This window comes from Paraburkholderia caribensis (assembly GCF_002902945.1).
In the GTDB taxonomy this organism is placed as follows: Bacteria; Pseudomonadota; Gammaproteobacteria; order Burkholderiales; family Burkholderiaceae; genus Paraburkholderia; species Paraburkholderia caribensis.
In genome coordinates, this window is the sequence record NZ_CP026103.1 from 1,811,484 (window position 1) to 1,828,941 (window position 17,458).

The 17,458-nt window shown below is 65.0% G+C and carries 13 protein-coding genes; 3 read left to right on the forward strand and 10 right to left on the reverse strand.

What is annotated here, in order from left to right:
• Nucleotides 1-5: 5 nt before the first annotated feature.
• The 9 genes from C2L66_RS37790 to C2L66_RS37830 form a co-directional block, all read right to left on the reverse strand.
• On the reverse strand, nt 6-815 hold the full coding sequence (locus tag C2L66_RS37790) for an SDR family NAD(P)-dependent oxidoreductase (RefSeq protein WP_060609232.1): 810 nt from the start codon (nt 813-815) through the stop codon (nt 6-8).
• Entirely contained in the window at nt 812-1,705 is an 894-nt protein-coding gene (locus C2L66_RS37795) for an aldose 1-epimerase (protein ID WP_060609235.1), read from the reverse strand. Before C2L66_RS37795 ends, C2L66_RS37790 begins: the two co-directional genes overlap by 4 nt.
• A 2-nt stretch (nt 1,706-1,707) precedes the next feature.
• Nucleotides 1,708-2,541, reverse strand: a complete 834-nt coding sequence (locus C2L66_RS37800; RefSeq protein ID WP_227246859.1) for an HpcH/HpaI aldolase family protein — start codon at nt 2,539-2,541, stop codon at nt 1,708-1,710.
• A gap of 18 nt (nt 2,542-2,559) precedes the next feature.
• Entirely contained in the window at nt 2,560-4,302 is a 1,743-nt protein-coding gene (gene araD / locus C2L66_RS37805; protein WP_167352381.1) for an L-arabinonate dehydratase, read from the reverse strand.
• A gap of 5 nt (nt 4,303-4,307) precedes the next feature.
• Nucleotides 4,308-5,135, reverse strand: coding sequence for a TSUP family transporter (locus C2L66_RS37810; protein WP_063803402.1), 828 nt, complete (start codon nt 5,133-5,135; stop codon nt 4,308-4,310).
• Complete coding sequence (locus tag C2L66_RS37815) at nt 5,132-7,159, reverse strand: alpha-glucosidase (RefSeq protein WP_060609240.1); 2,028 nt, start codon at nt 7,157-7,159, stop codon at nt 5,132-5,134. The genes C2L66_RS37810 and C2L66_RS37815 overlap by 4 nt, the downstream gene beginning before the upstream one ends.
• Nucleotides 7,160-7,199: 40 nt before the next feature.
• Nucleotides 7,200-8,948 (reverse strand): solute:sodium symporter family transporter, encoded by a 1,749-nt coding sequence (locus C2L66_RS37820; protein ID WP_060609242.1) that lies wholly within the window; start codon nt 8,946-8,948, stop codon nt 7,200-7,202.
• Between the two features lie 127 nt (nt 8,949-9,075).
• Nucleotides 9,076-10,542, reverse strand: a complete 1,467-nt coding sequence (locus C2L66_RS37825) for an NAD-dependent succinate-semialdehyde dehydrogenase (protein WP_060609245.1) — start codon at nt 10,540-10,542, stop codon at nt 9,076-9,078.
• 23 nt (nt 10,543-10,565) lie between these two features.
• Nucleotides 10,566-11,456: an SMP-30/gluconolactonase/LRE family protein gene (locus C2L66_RS37830; RefSeq protein WP_060609247.1), complete on the reverse strand. Its 891-nt coding sequence runs from the start codon at nt 11,454-11,456 to the stop codon at nt 10,566-10,568.
• A gap of 176 nt (nt 11,457-11,632) precedes the next feature.
• Between C2L66_RS37830 and C2L66_RS37835 the strand changes: the two genes are divergently transcribed.
• Nucleotides 11,633-12,703 (forward strand): LacI family DNA-binding transcriptional regulator, encoded by a 1,071-nt coding sequence (locus C2L66_RS37835; RefSeq protein ID WP_060609249.1) that lies wholly within the window; start codon nt 11,633-11,635, stop codon nt 12,701-12,703.
• On the opposite strand, the gene C2L66_RS37840 is transcribed toward C2L66_RS37835, so the two are convergent.
• Complete coding sequence (locus tag C2L66_RS37840) at nt 12,691-12,936, reverse strand: hypothetical protein (RefSeq protein WP_103323745.1); 246 nt, start codon at nt 12,934-12,936, stop codon at nt 12,691-12,693. The two genes, C2L66_RS37835 and C2L66_RS37840, sit on opposite strands and share 13 nt — an antisense overlap.
• A 498-nt stretch (nt 12,937-13,434) precedes the next feature.
• Between C2L66_RS37840 and C2L66_RS37845 the strand changes: the two genes are divergently transcribed.
• The gene (locus C2L66_RS37845; RefSeq protein ID WP_060609256.1) at nt 13,435-15,855 is read left to right on the forward strand and encodes a membrane-bound PQQ-dependent dehydrogenase, glucose/quinate/shikimate family; all 2,421 of its coding nucleotides are present in this window, start codon (nt 13,435-13,437) and stop codon (nt 15,853-15,855) included.
• Nucleotides 15,856-15,947: 92 nt separating this feature from the next.
• The gene (locus C2L66_RS37850; RefSeq protein ID WP_054931229.1) at nt 15,948-16,991 is read left to right on the forward strand and encodes a porin; all 1,044 of its coding nucleotides are present in this window, start codon (nt 15,948-15,950) and stop codon (nt 16,989-16,991) included.
• Nucleotides 16,992-17,458 lie beyond the last annotated feature (467 nt).

Genomic DNA, 17,458 nt, shown 5'->3' on the forward strand with positions numbered 1-17,458 from the left:
GCCGTCTATCCGACGACGGACACCTGCGCGAGTCCCGCATCGACGATCAGGTTCTGCCCCGTGATCGCAGCCGCTTGCGGACTCGCGAGAAACAGCACCGAGTCCGCAATATGTGCGGGCTCGACGCGAAACTTCAGGCACTGCAAATCGAGAAACTGCTGGTCGGCGGCGGGATCGCGCCATAGCGCGGTCTGCCGCGCCGTGACGACCGCGCCGGGCAATACGGCGTTCACGCGGATGCCGCCGTCGCCGAGTTCGCGCGCGAGCGTGCGCGTGATGCCCGAGATCGCCGCCTTCGACGCCGTATAGCCAATCAGATTCGGCCGGCCGCGCAGCCACGAAATCGAGCCGAGGTTGACGATCGAGCCGCCGCCCGCCGCGCGCATGCCCGGCGCGACGCGCTGCGTCGCGAACACGTGATGCGTGAGGTTGACGGCGAGCATCTCGTTCCACATGTCGACGGAGAGATCGTCGAGCGCGTGGCGCGTATCGCGGCCCGCGTTGTTCACAAGCGTGCGAATGGGGCCGAGTGCACGCGCCGCTTCGTCGAGCACGTTTCGATAGGCGTCGATATCGCGCACGTCACAGCGCGCAAACCAAGGCCGCGAACGCGCGACGGTCGATGCGCCTTCGCTCGCGCTGCCGAGCCGCTCGCACAACGCGTTGCCCGCCTGCTCGTCGAGATCGCAGAAGGCCACCAGTGCGCCCTGCTCCCAGAATGCTTCGACGATCGCTTCGCCGATGCCCGATGCGCCGCCCGATATGAACGCCACTTGCCCGGCGAGCGCCGGATACAGCGGACGGGTTGAATTCATGACTCGCTCCTGAGTGATTCCGTATTCCGTGCCTGCAACGAGATCGCGACACGCGCTTCGAGCGCCTCGCCTCGCGACAGCACATGCATTGCCGGCTCGTTGCCGTTCAGCGCGTTGTTCGCGTGACTGACGGGCTCGAATGCAAAAAACGGCTGGCCGCCAGGTCTGAACAGCACGGCGCAGCGCAACGCATCGTTTGCTTCGATAGCGATCCGATGATGCGGCGTATCGATATGCGCGCTTCCGCTCCAGCCAGTAAAGCAGTTATCGACGACCGTGTCGTCGAGTGCGCCGAACTGCGGCGGCGGCGTGTTCGCGCACGGCAGATCGTTTGCGTCGCTGACCAGCATCGATGTCCATGCGGTGGAGAGACGCGTCGCGCCCGCCGCCGTATCGAGCGGAAAGAACGGATGCCAACCGGCGCCGCATGGCGCAGCGCACGTATCGGTGTTGGTCATGCGCAAGCTCAGCGTCAACGTATCGCCGTCGATTGCAATGCGCTGCTGCGCTTCGAACGCAAACGGCCAATGTTCGTCCGGTACGTGCGCAAGCCGCATGTCGATCGTGTTCGCATTGCTTGCGTGCGCGGACCACGCCCGCTGAAATCCGACGCCGTGAATCGCATGCGCGAACCCCGCGAGGTTCTTCGCCAGCGTGTATCGCGAATCGCCGAATCCGAACGTGCCGAACGCGATGCGATTCGAAAACGGCACGAGCGGATAACACGCTGTCTTGCGCACGTTGCGCGCTTCGAGTTCGGCGGCGGGCGTTGGCCGCAGCACATCGCGGCCACGCCAGCGCGCCTCGACGATCGACCCGCCCAGCGACGGCGCGATGCGTACTTGCCACGCGTCGTTATCCAGCGAGAACAGTTCCGGTGCGCTCGACATGATCAGTACGGACCGCCTGCATTCGCATTGGCCTTCACCTGATCGAACTCGGCGATGAACGCATTCGCCTGGCGCATCGCCATCCCCATGTCGGATGCAATCGCGACGTAGTCGTAGCCCATTTCGGCGAACTCGCGCACCATCGCGGGCGTCGGCCCGACAATACCGATAGGCATGCCGATCGCGTTCGCGCGGCGTGCGCAATCGGCGAGCACGGCGCGCACTTCCGGGTCGGCCAGATTGCCGATCTTGCCCATCGCCGCCGACAGATCGCCCGGCCCGACAAACAGCGCATCGACACCCGGCACGGCCGCAATCGCTTCGAGCTGTGCCACGGCCTCGGGCGTTTCCAGCTGCACGATGCACGCGGTCGCCTCGTTCGCACGCGTGCCGAATTCGCTCCACGTGCCATAGCGGCTCGCGCGATGCATCGCCGCGAAACCACGCGTGCCGAGCGGCGGGAACTTGATCGACGCAACGGCCGCGCGCGCCTCTTCCGGGCTCTGCACATACGGGAACATCAGCGTCGGCGCGCCCATGTCCAAAGCGCGCTTGGCGAGCGTCGCGTCGTTGCGCGCGATGCGCACGATGGGCGCCGCGCCGCCGCACTCGACGGCTTGCAGCATATGCAGCACGTCCGTGAATTCGAGGGGCGCGTGCTCCATGTCGATCAGCAACCAGTCGAAGCCGGCGTGGCCGAACGCTTCCGCCGTTGCCGCCGAGCCGGACATCAGCCAGGTGCCGAGCGGCTTTGCGCGCATCGTGCTGTTGTCGTTGGGTTTCAGTGCGTCGCGGAACGCGTTGCGCGTGGGGTCCTGCTTGATCCTGTTGGCCATGTTGGTCGGTCCTGGTGTTCAGAAAATCGCCGGTTCGACGGGTTCTTCGAAGCCCGTCAGGAAGTCGAAGTCGCAGCCCTTGTCGGCCTGCGAAACCTGCTCGACGTATAGGCGGATATAACCGCGCTTGCGCGGGTTCGGCGGCGCACGCCAGTCTTCGCGGCGACGCGCGAGTTCTTCATCCGGCAACAGCACGTCGAGACGCCCCGCTTCGACATCGAGCTCGATCATGTCGCCCGTGCGGATCAGCGCGAGCGGTCCGCCCGCCGCCGCCTCGGGCGCAACGTGCAGCACGCAGGTGCCGTAATGCGTGCCGCTCATGCGCGCGTCCGATATGCGGACCATGTCGCGCACGCCCGCCGCGAGAAGCTTTTTCGGAATCGGCAGATTGCCCCATTCGGGCATGCCGGGCGCGCCGATCGGGCCGCCACCGCGCAGCACGAGCACGGTGTTCGCATCCACGTCCAGATCGGGCGCATGGATCTTCGCGTTCATCTCGGCGATCGAGTCGAACACAAGCGCGCGTCCGCGATGCTTCATCAGATGCGGGCTTGCCGCGCTTGGCTTGATGACCGCGCCGTCAGGCGCGAGATTGCCGCGCAGCACGCCAAGCGCGCCGCGCTCGCTGACGGGATCGGTCAACGGACGGATTGCGTCTTCACCCTGCGGGCGCTGGCCCGCTTCGAAACGCGCAATGTTTTCACCGAGTGTCGCGCCCGTTACGGTCACGCAATCGAGCGTCAGATGGTCCTTCACGCCGCTGAGCAACGCGGGCAGCCCGCCCGCATAATAGAAATCTTCCATCAGACGCTTGCCGGACGGGAACACGTCGGCCAGCACGGGAATGTTCTTGCCGACGCGCGCGATATCGTCGAGCGTCAGCGGCACGTTGCCGCGGCCTGCAATCGCGATCGTGTGAATCGCGGCATTGGTCGAGCCGCCCAGCGCCATATAGGTGACGATGCCGTTTTCAACGGACTGGCGGTTGAAGAAGCGGCTCGGCTTCAGGTCTTCCCACACCATACCGACGATGCGCTCGCCGCTCGTCGAGCACATGCGCGTGTGCGACGCATCCATGGCGGGAATGCTGGTCGCGCCGGGCAGCGTGAAGCCCATGGCCTCGACGATCGACGTCATCGTGCTCGCCGTGCCCATCGTATTGCAGGTGCCGGGCGCGCGCGTCATCCGTGCTTCGAGGGAAATCCACTCGGGCTGCTCGATGTTGCCCGCCACATACTCGTCCCAGAACTTCTTCGTATGCGTGCCCGCGCCGACGGCCTGGCCGCGATGCCGGTCGTTGAGCATCGGCCCGGCGGGCACGAAGATGCACGGCAAATCCGCCGACAGCGCACCCATCAGCAAGCCGGGCGTGGTCTTGTCGCAACCGCCCATCAGCACGGCGCCGTCGATGGGCAGCGAGCGCAGCAGTTCTTCCGTTTCCATCGCGAGGAAGTTGCGGTAGATCATCGTGGTCGGCTTGACCATCACTTCGCCGAGCGACATGGCGGGCAGTTCGAACGGCATGCCGCCTGCCTGCAGGATGCCGCGCTTCACCGCTTCCGCGCGCTCGCGCAAATGCGCGTGGCACGGCGACAGATCGCTCCACGTATTGATGATGCCGATCACCGGCCGCGACATGAACTCTTCGCGACGCAACCCCATTTGCTGCAGACGCTGACGATGCGCGAACGAGCGCATGTCGTCGGGTGCCAGCCAGCGCTGGCTGCGCAGTTCGCTGAGTTGTTTGAGCTTTTGTTGCACGATATTCACGCCGTGATAGAACGAAGTTGAGGGGATGCCGCGCTGACTTTCGCGTGTGCCTGTGCCGTTGCGCTCGTTACGGCGGGCGCCACGAGACTCGTGCCGGCAATGGCCAGCAGCACGAAGACCACGCGCCGCACGGCGGTCGGCGACCAGTTGGGCGGATAGCGGCGCGCGAGCCATGTCACGATCAGCACGACGGGCAGGGCTTCGGCGCTCAGCGCCAGCGACGCCGCATCGAAGCGCCCTTGAGCGAGCACGATGATCAGCCGCAGCACGGCGTTGACGGCGAACAGCAGCACCAGCGTGTCGCGCACGACGACGCGATCTAACGGCTGGCGATAGAGATGGAACACCATCGGCGGACCGGCACTCGCGAACACGCCGCCCATCACGCCGGAGATGCAGCCATAGACAGCGAACGTACCGGGCGACGCAAGCTGCGCACGCGGTTTCGACTGCACGACGAGCAACAGGCTGCACGCGAGAATCGCCAGGCCGAGCGCGAAGCGCACAACGCCGATCGCGTTATCGGAAAGCCACGCGAGCAGACATGCGCCGACTGCGACGCCAATCAGACTGCTGCCATACGACGGCACGAGCAGACGGCGCGGCAACGCGGGTACGCCGCGCACCAGCAGCGCGGCATTGGCGAGCACCATCACCGTGACCACGTTCGCCGCGACGGGCAGCGGCGCGAGATGAAACACCGCGACGAGTCCGAGCAACACGAGTCCGAACGCGAAGCCCGTCAGGCTTTGCGTGAACGTCGCCGTCGCGACGCACACGGCGAACAGCAGATGGTGCAGGAACGGACTGAGGCTGAGGCTCACGCTGCGTCCTTCGCCAACGTGAGCAATTGCGCTTCGCGCGCTGCTCCAACGCGCACGAACACGGGCGGTTCGCCGAGCGGCGCGGCCACTTGGAGATGCTGGCCGCCTTCATGACGCTTGCCGCTCCACAGATGCGTCCACGCATCGCCCTGCGGCAGATACACGCGCCATTGCGCAACGCCCGCCGCATGCACGGGCGCGACGAGCAGATCGCGGCCATACAGGTAATGGTCCTGGATCGCGTAGGTCGCGCGATCGTGTTCGTAGTGCAGAAACAGCGGACGCTGCAACGGCAGACCGCGCGCCGCCGCTTCGTCGACGAGACCTTGCACGTACGGCTTGAGCGCGACGAACACGCGCGTCATGCGCGCGAAGTGCGCGAGCACCCCGGCATCCTGCCAGAACTGGAAGTTGTCGTCGGGACGATTGCCTTCGTGCGTACGCATCATCGGCGTGAAGGCCGCCATTTCAGCCCAGCGCTGGAACAGCTCGGGCGTGCGCGTGTTGCCGAACAGGCTCGTATAGCCGCCGATATCGCTGTGGTGATACGCATTGCCAAGCAGCCCCGATGAGAGCGCGCCGCAGATCACCGTTTGCAAGCCGTCGTGACGCGTGAAGTCGACGGACTGGTCGCCCGCCCACAGCAGCGGGCAATGCGCCTGCACGCCCGTATAGCCCGCGCGCATGAAGAACACGGCATCGCCCGTGCGGCCCGCGCCTTGGATGGCGCGCGCGTTGACCTCGGCCCACAGCGTCGGCCACGCGTTGTGCATCAGCTTCGCGTCGATGCCGTTCGCGAGTGTGACGTCGGTCGGCAGGTATTCGCCGAAATCCGCCATCCAACCGTCGAGTCCCTGGTTCAGCATCTCGTCGCGGATCACGCGTTCTTCGAACCAGCGCGCCGCCGCCGGATTCGTAAAGTCAACCACGCCGCAATCGAATTCGCCGAAGTCGACGAGATAGTCGCCACCGTCCGCGCGCGTCGCCAGATAACCGGCTGCCTTGGCTTCGACATAGAGCGTGCCGTCATTGCACAGATACGGATTCACATAGCCGAGAAAACGCACACCTTCGGCGTTGAGTTGCTTCATCCACTCCGCGTGTCCGGGATAGCGCGTTTCGTTCCAGCGCCAGTCCCAGAACAGACGCTTGCCGAACGACGTCTGCCGGATGCCGACCCAGTCCTCGCACCACAGGCCGCTCACCTTGATGCCGGCGGCGCGGCTTTGCTGCATGATGGTCTGCGCATGCTCGCGACCGTTCTTCAAACCGAGGATCGCACCGTCCATCACCCATGCGGGCAGCGCGGGCTGGCGGCCGAAGCGCTGCGAAATGCGTTCGACGAGGGTGACGAAGTCGTCGGCGACAATGAATTCGAGCCGCTCGGGAATCGCCCAGAATTGCAACTCGTGCCACTCGGGATGACGGAAATCGAAGTCCGCGTAGGCCGTGGTTTGCGCATGCAGACAGTACTTCTGCGACGACACGAAGCTCGGTTGGGGATAGTTGGTGTTGTAGTAGTCGCCGCCCGACTTCGATGTCGTGTCGGCCTGCCACGTCAGATGCGTGCTCTTGTCGCGGCCCACGCCGGGCTCCGACGTCCACAGCGGGAAGTTGCGGCCGCGCAGGTCGAAGTACGACATCTGCTCGCCGCAGCCCCACACATGCTCGTCGCGTTGCGCGGGAACGCGCCACCACACGCGGTTGATCTCGCCGGTTGCCGACAGCGCGAGATGCACGCCGTGCGCCGACTGGATTGCGTGGATCGTGAGTTCGGCAGCGGCTTGCGCGTCGCGCGCCAGTTCGATGCGGGCGCTGCCGTCGTGGAGCAACGTGAAGCGCGCCTCGCGCAGCGCGACGCGTTCTTCGACGTAGTCGTTGATGTCGAAATTGCCGCGATACATGTCGATCTTCTCGACGCCGCGTCCCACGAACACGGCGGGCGTATCCGGCGCATGTTCGAAGAGCGTGCGGCCTGCGACGCGCAATACGAGCTTGCCACCCGCTTCTGTCTGCCAGTTCATCAGCTTTACCTTGCTATTGCGTTGAGTTGATACGATGCTCTCAGTGGCCGTTGGATTCGCGTGGCGACTGGCTCCACGCCAACGCACGCTCGCCCGCCGACGCACGGCGGCGGAACAGCGCGATCAGTCCGATCGCCACGCACCATGTCAGCACCATCAGGATTTCGTATTGGGTCGTCACGCCGCCATGCCGTGCAATGCCAATCGGCGACAGCGTCAGGTAGATGCTCACCAGCATCGCGATCAGGAACACGCTCATCGTGCTGGCGTAACGCCACGGCGTGAGGTCACCCGTCTGCCGCAGTTGCGGCTCATACGCTCTCGCGCGGCGGTGACGCGCACCGAGCACCAGCATCAGCGTCACTTCGCACACGAACAGAACGCCCATGATGTGGATGAAGTTGATGCCGAGCAGCTTGTCGACCTGAAACACGAGAATGCCGAGCGTGTAGACGATCACATGCAGCAGCAACACCATCTTCGCGGGGAACGCGCCGATCTTCTTGCTGAAGAAGCCCACCAGCACAACGGCGATGATCGGAATGTTGTAGAAGCCGGTGAAGCGGCGCATCACCATATAAATGCCGTCCGGCGCGTACATCAGCAGCGGCGCGACGAGCAGCGACACGACGGCGATCACCACGCTTGCCGTCTTGCCGACGCGGATCAGCGTTTCGTCGCTGGTTTGCGGCTTCCACACGCGATAGAAGTCGAATGCGATCAGCGTCGCCGTGCTGTTGATCACGGCGTTGAAGTGGCTCATCACGGTGCCGAACAGCACGGCGATGAAGAAGCCTTTCGCCCACCACGGCAGCACATCGGTGACCAGTTGCGGATACGCGAGGTCGGGACGGCTCAGCGGGTGCCCGGAATACAGATGGAACGCGACCACGCCGGGCAACATCATGACGAGCGGCACGAGCAGCTTCATCAGGCCCGACAGCAGCACGCCCTTCTGCCCTTCGGCAAGACTCTTCGCCGCGAACGTGCGCTGCACGATCGCCTGGTTCGTGCACCAGTAGAACAGGTTGGCGAAGATCATCCCGGTGAACAGCGTGCCGAACGGCACCGAGTCGTGCGGGCCGCCGATCGCGGACAACTTCTCCGGTGCTTGCGTCGCAATGGTGTGCACGCCGGCGAAGAAATCGCCGTGACCGAGCACGAACAGTCCGAGCACGGGCACCATCAGACCGGCGATCAGCAAGCCGACACCGTTGATCGTGTCGGACACGGCCACCGCGCGCAGTCCGCCGAAAATCGCATACAACGCGCCGATGATCCCCGACATCCACACGAGAATCGTGATCGTGGCCGGATACGACGTGCCGAGCAGCGCCTGCACGCCGAACACCTGATTGAACGTGATCGCACCGAGATACAGGCCCGACGGGTTCGCCACCAGCATGTAGCCAATCACGAAGAAGGCGCTGACCACGCGCCGCGTGGTCGCGTCAAAACGTTCTTCGAGAAACTGCGGCAAGGTCGAAAAGCCGCCGCGCAGATAGCGCGGCAGAAAGAACATCGCGAGCGCGACGGTCGCGATGGCTGCCGTGCATTCCCACGCCATCGCCGAGAGATTGTGCGCGTAGGCGTCGCCGTTCAGACCCACCATCTGCTCGGCGGAAAGATTGGTCAGCATCATCGAGCCCGCGATGAACCAGCCGGTGAGCCCGCCGCTCGCCATGAAGTAACCGCGCGCGCCATGATCCTTCGCGCGCCGCGTGAACAGGTACGACACAAAGCCGACCAGCGCGGTGAAAAAAGCAAAACTCAGTATGGTGAAAATCATTGTCTCCTCGTCCCTTTGAGGTTGTCGTCGGGCTTCGTGCGGGCAATGCGCCTGGCAACCTGCGCCGCTATTTTCGCAGCGCTGCGATTTCTGTGCGAACTTTGCAGCGCTTCGTCAGGCGCTGCCGTCAGGCCACTTGCATGCACAGGTACTTCATTTCCAGGTATTCGTCGATGCCGTATTTTGAACCCTCGCGCCCGAGGCCCGACTGCTTGACGCCGCCGAACGGCGCTTCCGCTGTCGATATCAGCCCCGTGTTGATGCCGACCATGCCGAACTCCAGTGCTTCCGCAACGCGCCAGACGCGTGCCATGTCGCGCGTGTAAAAGTAGCTTGCGAGGCCGAACTCGGTATCGTTGGCGAGTGCAATGACGTCCTGCTCGTCGGTGAAGCGCATGACGGGCGCAACGGGCCCGAAGATCTCTTCGCGCGCGACGCGCATCGCAGGCGTCACGTTCGTCAGCACGGTCGGCGCGTAGTGACGCTTCGCACCGTCGCTGCAGACCGCGAGCGGCTCGCCGCCGCACAGCACGGTTGCGCCTTGCGCGCGGGCGTCGTTGACCAGTTCGCCCACCTTCGCCAACGCACGCGCGTCGATCAGCGGACCGATTTGCGTCGACGGCTCGCGTCCGTCGCCGCAACGCAGCGCCTGCACGCGCGTCGCGAGCTTGTCGACGAAGGCTTCGTAGATGCCCGCCTGCACGTAGAAGCGGTTCGCGCACACGCAGGTCTGGCCCGCGTTGCGATACTTCGAAATCAGCGCGCCTTCGATTGCCGCATCGAGGTCGGCATCGTCGAACACGATGAAGGGCGCATTGCCGCCCAGTTCCAGCGACAGCTTCTGGATATGCCGCGCGCCCTGTTCCATCAGGCGCGCGCCGATGCCCGTCGAGCCGGTGAACGACAGCTTGCGCACCACGGGATTGCCCGTCAGTTCTTCGGCGATCGGCTGCGGATCGCCCGTCACGACGTTGATCACGCCCGCCGGAATGCCGGCGCGTTCCGCGAGCGCCGCCAGCGCGAGCGCGGACAACGGCGTCTGCGACGCAGGCTTGAGCACCATCGTGCAGCCCGCCGCTAGCGCCGGACCCGCCTTGCGCGTGATCATCGCGGCCGGGAAATTCCACGGCGTGATCGCCGCGCACACGCCGACCGGCTGACGGATCGTCAACAGGCGGCGGTCGTTCGACGGCGTCGCGATCACGTCGCCGTCCACGCGCCGCGCCTCTTGCGCAAACCATTCGATAAAACTCGCCGCAAACGCAATCTCGCCTTTCGCTTCCGCGAGCGGCTTGCCTTGTTCGGCCGTCATCAGCAACGCAAGATCGTCCTGATGTTCGAGCATCAGGTCGTGCCATTTGAGCAGCAATGTCGCGCGCGCCTTGGCCGTCAGTGCACGCCACGCGGGCAGCGCCGCTTGCGCCGCGGCAATCGCTTCGCGTGTTTCGACAGCCGTCATCGACGGCACGCTGGCAATCCACGCGCCCGTTGCCGGGTCGGCGACGTCGAAGCTGCGGCCGTCGCGCGCCGCGCGCCATTCGCCGCCGATCAGGCATTGCGTGCGCAACAGAGTGGGGTCTTTCAGATCAGGCATGTCAGGGTCCGTCGGGTGTGAGTTCACGTCGATGCGCGCCAGCGCGGCTCGGGCAGTCCCGGCACGTCGGTGCGCATCGCAAAGAGTCCGCCTGCCAGCGGCTCGCGTTCGAGTTCATCGGCGCTGCGTCCCGCGCGCGCGGTCGTGATGTAGAGCGTGCGCAGATCGTCGCCGCCGAACGCGCACATGGTCGGGCAGCGCACGGGTACGGGGTAGACGGAGTCGACGTTGCCGTCGGGGGCGAAGCGGACCACCCGCCCGCCTTCGTAGAACGCGCTCCAGTAGAAGCCCTCGGCGTCCACCGCCGCGCCGTCGGGGCGGCCGCGATCGTCCGTGGTGGGCCGGATGCGCGCCCACACTTCGGCTTCGCCGCATGCGCCGGTCGCGAGGTCGTAGGCGCGGCGGTAGATCGTGAAGTTGGGTGTGTCGGAGTGGTAGAGCCAGCGGCTGTCCGGGCTGAACGCGAACCCGTTCGACGTCAGCAGACCCGCGCTCAAGGCGTCCAGCCTGCCGTCCGCGTAGCGGTAGAGATGGGCGTTGCCGCCCGCCTTCGGTTCATCGATCGTGCCTGCGAAAAAGCGGCCCGATGTGTCGCAACGTCCGTCGTTGAAGCGGCTCGTGCGTACGTCTTCGGGGTTGGCAGCGAGTTGCCCCGTCGGGCGCGCCGCCTCGTCGAGCATCCAGATGCCCGAGCGCAGGCCCGCAATAAAGCCGCCGCCTTCGCGCAACGCGAAGCAGCCGATGTGCTCCGGCAACGCGAAAGTCTGGTCCATGCCTGTGGCGGGATCGAAGCGGTGCAGCGCCGGTTCGAGAATGTCGACCCAGTACAGCACGCGCTCGCGTTCGTCCCAGCGTGGGCATTCGCCTAGTTCGGCACGGGCGTCGAGGACGCAACGGAGATCGGAAGCAGACATGTCGGGGGAAACTGTAGGGCGTATCAATAAAATCGCAGCGCTGCGAAATAATAGCGCTACGATTCTGGCGCACGATACCAGGGTTAGTGCGGAGAAGATGACTCGTTGCGCTGCGGCAATTACAATATAAGCTTCGCGCCGATCGCGGCGCTGGCTCTTCCGACCGCTCGCAGCCCATGTCCCAGACAGTCAAGGCACCGCGCTCCCGGCGCAGCACCAACCGCGTCACGATGGATGACGTCGCCGCCCGCGCGCGCGTGTCACCCAGTTCCGTGTCGCTGTTCCTGCGCAACCCGGAAGCGGTATCGCCGCGCATCGCGCCGCGCATCAAGCAGGCCATCGACGTGCTCGGCTACGTCCCCAATCTGCTTGCGGGCAGCCTTGCCGCCGCACGCACGCGCGCCATCGGCGTGGTCGTGCCGTCGCTCGGCAATGCGTTCTTCGCCGCGACCGTGGCGGCGATGCAGAAAGAGTTCGACCGCCATGGCTATCAGTTGCTGCTCGGCGCAACCGACTATCAACCCGGCCGCGAAGCGGACCTCGTGCGTACATTCCTGTCGTGGTCGCCGACCGCGCTGGTCGTCACCGGTTGCCGCCACGACGACGAAACGCGCGCGCTGTTGCGCAGCGCCCGCGCGCCCGTCGCGGAGATGTGGGAACTCGGTGATCAGCCTTTCGATCTGCAAGTCGGCTTTTCGCACCATGCGGCAGGCGAAGCCGTCGCAAAGCACATGCTCGATATCGGCGCGCGCCGCGTCGCCTTCATCGGTGCGCGCATGGCCAGCGACGTGCGGGCGCGGCAGCGTTGCGAAGGCTTTACCCGCACGGTGGCGAAAGCGGGCATTGAAACACGCGTCGAAGACGTCGCCGGCGATGCGTCGCCGCAAACGGGAGCTCACGCGCTGGCCAGCATGCTGAACGACATGCCCAACGTGGACGCCATCGCCTGTTCCAACGACGTCATCGCGCTCGGGGTGCTGTTCGAAGCGCAACGGCGCGGCATTCCCGTTCCACAGCGGCTGCGGGTTGCGGGCTTCGGCGATCTGCCGTTCAGCGAGGAATGCGTGCCGCCGCTCACGACGATTCAGCCGCGCGCAACTGAAATCGGCCTGCGGATCGCGCAGGAACTGATGGAGCGCACGGAACACGAACCGCGTGCCGACATCGAACCGCGCATCGTCGACGTCGGCTTCGAACTCGTCGTGCGTGCCAGCACATCAAGCGCCGGCTCGGGTCACGACGCGTAATCGGAAGCGGTGAGGGGCGACGTCTGAACAGTCGGACGCGCCTCGCGCGCAAAGACCCGACGACATGCCGCGCGATTTTGCGCCGTGCCCGTTGCAAACGACACGGAGTCGCATGCCAGCGTGCGGCTATCGCCCGGACTACTGTCTGGATTGCTCGTGGACGGCAGCGTGCCTGCGCTCGCAGCGCCGCTCAGCAGCAGCAAAGTCAATGCAAGTGGCTTGAAAATCTTCATGGCTTTTCGCGTCGGTGGTCCCGTCGGACGAGACGCGGCGCGCCCTCTCGCTTCGATGCTCTAAGCATAGCAGTTGCGCGCGCCCTTCACAGGACGGACACGGCAAAACACACTTGAAGGAGCCGGAAGAATCGGGCCACGCGAGGCAGGTGCGGGCTTCCCGACAGTGCCACGCGTTTTGCGTTAAAATGTACGAACTAGTTAGTTTTATGTGAAGCGCGTCGTCGTTTCAGGCGCGTTCGCCTACATCGCATCCGTCGCGCCCCAGCCATCGCCCGGTGCGCGATGCGGCGATGCTCACGGCTCAGTGCAAAGAGGCTTCGCGCCGTTAGAAGCGCGTGCCAATGCGTGCTGCGTAAGCTCCGACCGAACTCCCGCCCGAGCCAACCCGTCTCGATGGAAGCGAACGCGCGTCGACCTCGAGGCCGGCTGCACGCGAACGCCTGGCCCCGTGGCGCTTCGCATACCCCAACTTTTGCGTACCCATAAAGACAAGCAATGTCCAAGCAACCTCAAACTAAGCCACTATCGACGACGGCCCGCGTCGGCCTGGCGCTCGCCGGCGCGCTCGGCCTGCTGCTCGGCCTGTACTTCGCGATCGGCGGCGCGCTGCTCGTCGCACGCGGCGGCACCTGGTATTACCTTCTGATGGGCCTCGCCGTCTGCGCGACGGGCATCCAGCTCGTGCGACGCAAATCGAGTGCATGCGTGATCTTCGCGCTCGTGATCGTCGCGACCGTGTTGTGGGCAATCTGGGAAAGCGGATTCGACTTCTGGCCGCTGCAGGCCCGCATCTTCATGTTCACGATGATCGGCATGCTGCTCGCGCCCGTGTACCCCGCGTTGCGCCGCTTCCAGGGCAAGCGCCCGGCGAAGGGCGCCGCGTGGACGGCGGGCCTCGCGCTGCTCGCGTGCAACGCGCTGTTCGTGTACGGCATGTTCGTGCCGCACGGCACGTTCGGCACCGGGACCAACGCGATCGACGCCAGGGGCGATGCCGGCCCCGGCGACTGGTCGGCGTACGGCCACTCGGCGGGCGGCGACCGCTTCGTGGGCTCCTCGCAGATCGATCGCAACAACGTGAAGAACCTGCAGGTCGCATGGACCTACCACACGGGCGACGTGCCCGTCAGCCCGGGAGGCGGCGGCGCGGAAGATCAGGAAACGCCGCTGCAGATCGGCGACACGCTGTTCCTGTGCTCGCCGCACAACACGGTCATCGCGCTCGACGCCGCGAACGGCCGCGAGAGATGGCGTCATCAATTCCCGACCAGAACGACGGTCTGGGTGCGCTGCCGTGGCCTCGCGTATTTCGACGCGACGAAACCCGTGCAGCAGCCGAGCGTCGCCGGTTCGACGCCCGTCACGCCCGTCGCGCTGCCGGACGATCACGCCGCCTGCCGCCGCCGCATCTACATGAACACGATCGACGCGCAACTCGTCGCGCTCGATGCGGACACGGGCAAGCTGTGCGAGGACTTCGGCAAGCACGGCGTGATCGATCTCAAGGCCGGCCTCGGCCACGCGGCGAGCCCGCTATACGAACTGACGTCGCCGCCGACCGTCGCGGGCACGACCGTCGTGACGGGCGGGCGCGTCGCGGACAACGTGTCGCTCGACATGCCCGGCGGCGTGGTGCGTGGCTTCGACGTGATCACGGGCACGATGAAGTGGGCGTTCGATCCGGGCAACCCGCAAGACAAGCAGGCGCCCGCGCCCGGCAAGACCTTCGTGCGCTCGACCCCCAATGTGTGGGCGCCGATGTCGTACGACGCCGCATCGAACACCGTGTACATGCCTGTCGGTAGCGCGGCGATCGATCTGTGGGGCGTGAAGCGCACGAGGCTCGATGAATCCTACGGCGCCTCGATTCTCGCGCTCGACGCAACCACCGGCGCCGAGAAGTGGCACTTCCAGACGGTCCACCACGATCTGTGGGACTACGACGTGCCGATGCAGCCCACCCTCGTCGATTTCCCCGTCGACGGCAAGACGGTGCCGGCGCTGATCGTCGGCACGAAGATGGGCCAGTTGTTCGTGCTCGATCGTCTGACGGGCAAGCCGCTGACGAAGGTGATCGAACAACCGGTCAAGTCCGCGACGGTTCCGGACGAACCGTATGCGAGGACCCAGCCGTTGTCGGTCGGCATGCCGCAGATCGGCGCCGATGTGCTGAAGGGCTCCGACATGTGGGGCATGACGCCCGTCGATCAGATGATGTGCCGCATCATCTTTCACGGCATGCGCTACGACGGACTGTTCACCGCGCCGGACACGGACACGTCGCTGAGTTTCCCCGGCTCGCTCGGCGGGATGAACTGGGGCGGGCTGTCGTACGATCCGAACGCGGGCATGATCTTCGTGAACGACATGCGCCTCGGGCTGTGGGTTCATCTCGTCAAGGAAGAGCGCAAGGGCGGCACGTCGAACGGCAACGAAGCCGTCAACGCGGGCATGGGCGCGGTGCCGCTCGGCGGCACGCCGTATTCGGTGACGAAAGACCGCTTCTTCTCGCCGCTCGGCATTCCGTGCCAGAAGCCGCCGTTCGGCAGCCTGACGGCGATCGATCTGAAAACGCGCAGCATCGCGTGGCAGGTGCCGCTCGGCACGGTGCGCGACACGCGCCTGTGGGGCGTGCAGATGCACATGCCCACGCCGATCGGCATGCCGACGATCGGCGGTTCGCTCAGCACGGGCGGCGGCCTTGTGTTCTTCGCGGCGACGCAAGACTACTACCTGCGCGCGTTCGACAGTTCGACGGGCAAGGAAGTCTGGAAGGCACGGCTTCCCGTGGGCAGCCAGGGCACGCCGATGAGCTACGTGCTCAACGGCAAGCAGTACATCGTGATCTCGGCGGGCGGCGCGCGTCAGTCGCCGGATCGCGGCGACTATGTGATCGCCTACGCGCTGCCGCAATAACGCGTGCAGTGCGAGTCCGATGCGCGTGCGTTCGCTGCGCGCATCGGACGCTGGCCGGCGTGCCGGTTTCGCACAGACTCCTCTCTTCCCTCATGAAACGTTCATTACTTGCGTCGCCTGCTGTGCGACGCACGTCCATTGCATTCGCCGCGCTCGCCGCGCACGCCGCCAGCGCTCACGCGCAAGCGTCCGTCACGCTGTACGGCGCACTCGATACCAGCATCGAAATCACCAATCCGGGCGCGGGCTACGTCGCGCGCATGGATTCCGGCGCGTATCGCGGCTCGCGGGTGGGACTACGCGGCGCGGAAGATATCGGCAACGGTGTGCAGATCGTGTTCGACCTGGAGAATGGATTCAGCTCGGGCAACGGCTCGCTTGCCGTCGCGAATACGATCTTCAATCGCCAGGCGTGGATCGGCGCAACGACGCCGTATGGCGCTGTGCGCATCGGTCGCCAATATTCGCCGATTTACATCCCGTTCAAGGGACAACTCGACGCGTTCGGTGCAGGCACGATCGCCTCGGGCCTGAACAATCTGTCGAAGATCACGCCGTACGCGAGCAACGCGATCACCTATCTGTCACCCGAATTCCACGGCTTCTCGACGACACTGATGGCGATGGTGCGCGACGCCGCCGACGGAGACGGCAACGGCCTCGCGGGACATATCGAAACCTTCGCGTGGCGCAACGGCCCGTTGCGGGTTTCCTATGCGCATCAACAGACGCATGGCGACGGCGCGTTGCGGGCCAATCTTGGCGGCATGTCGTACGCGTATGGGGCGTTGACCGGCTTCGTCTCGTTCTTCAATGGCGACGGCGGCACGCCGCGTTATCACAACGACGGTGTGTCGGTGTCGGCGCGCTACGCGGTCAATGGGCGGTTTCGCGCTTCGCTCGGCTATGCGTATCTGCGCGATCGCTCGGGCGGCGACAATAATGCCGACCAGTTTAGCGCTGCCTGTGAATATGATCTGTCGAAACGCGTATTGCTTTATGCGAGCGCGGGCTGGTTGAGAAATCATGGGCAAGGTGAATTCACGCTCAAGGGTGTGAATGTCACGGGACTAACGCCGTCGTGGCCGGGGGCGGCGGTGCGAGGCGTGCAGTTGGGGGTGATTGATCGCTTTTAGGGGGGGTTCATTGCGTTGCCGTTCGGTGGTTTGGGTTTTGGGTTTTGGGTTTTGGGTTTTGGGTTTTGGGTTTTGGGTTTTGGGTTTTGGGTTTTGGGTTTTGGGTTTTGGGTTTTGGGCTGGCATCCGCGATTTGTTAGCTCGCTTCACGCGTCGGTGTTCTGGGGTTTTCGCTGGCATCCGCGTTACGTTAGCTCGCTTCACGCGTCGCCCCTGTGCGGGGCGGCACCTACTTTTCTTTGCCGCCGCAAAGAAAAGTAGGCAAAAGAAAGCGGCTCACACCGCCAATTCTTGACCTTTGCCCACGGGCCCCCAACGTCCCCACACTTCACACACCCGTGGCCCTGGTTGGTGCCCGTTGCCAACGCTTCGAACAAACGCCTCACCCGCTTCAATTACCCGTACCCGGGCCAGCGGCAGCGAATGGTATGTGCCGCCCAGGTGGCAAACTGTGTGTAGGTTGTCGC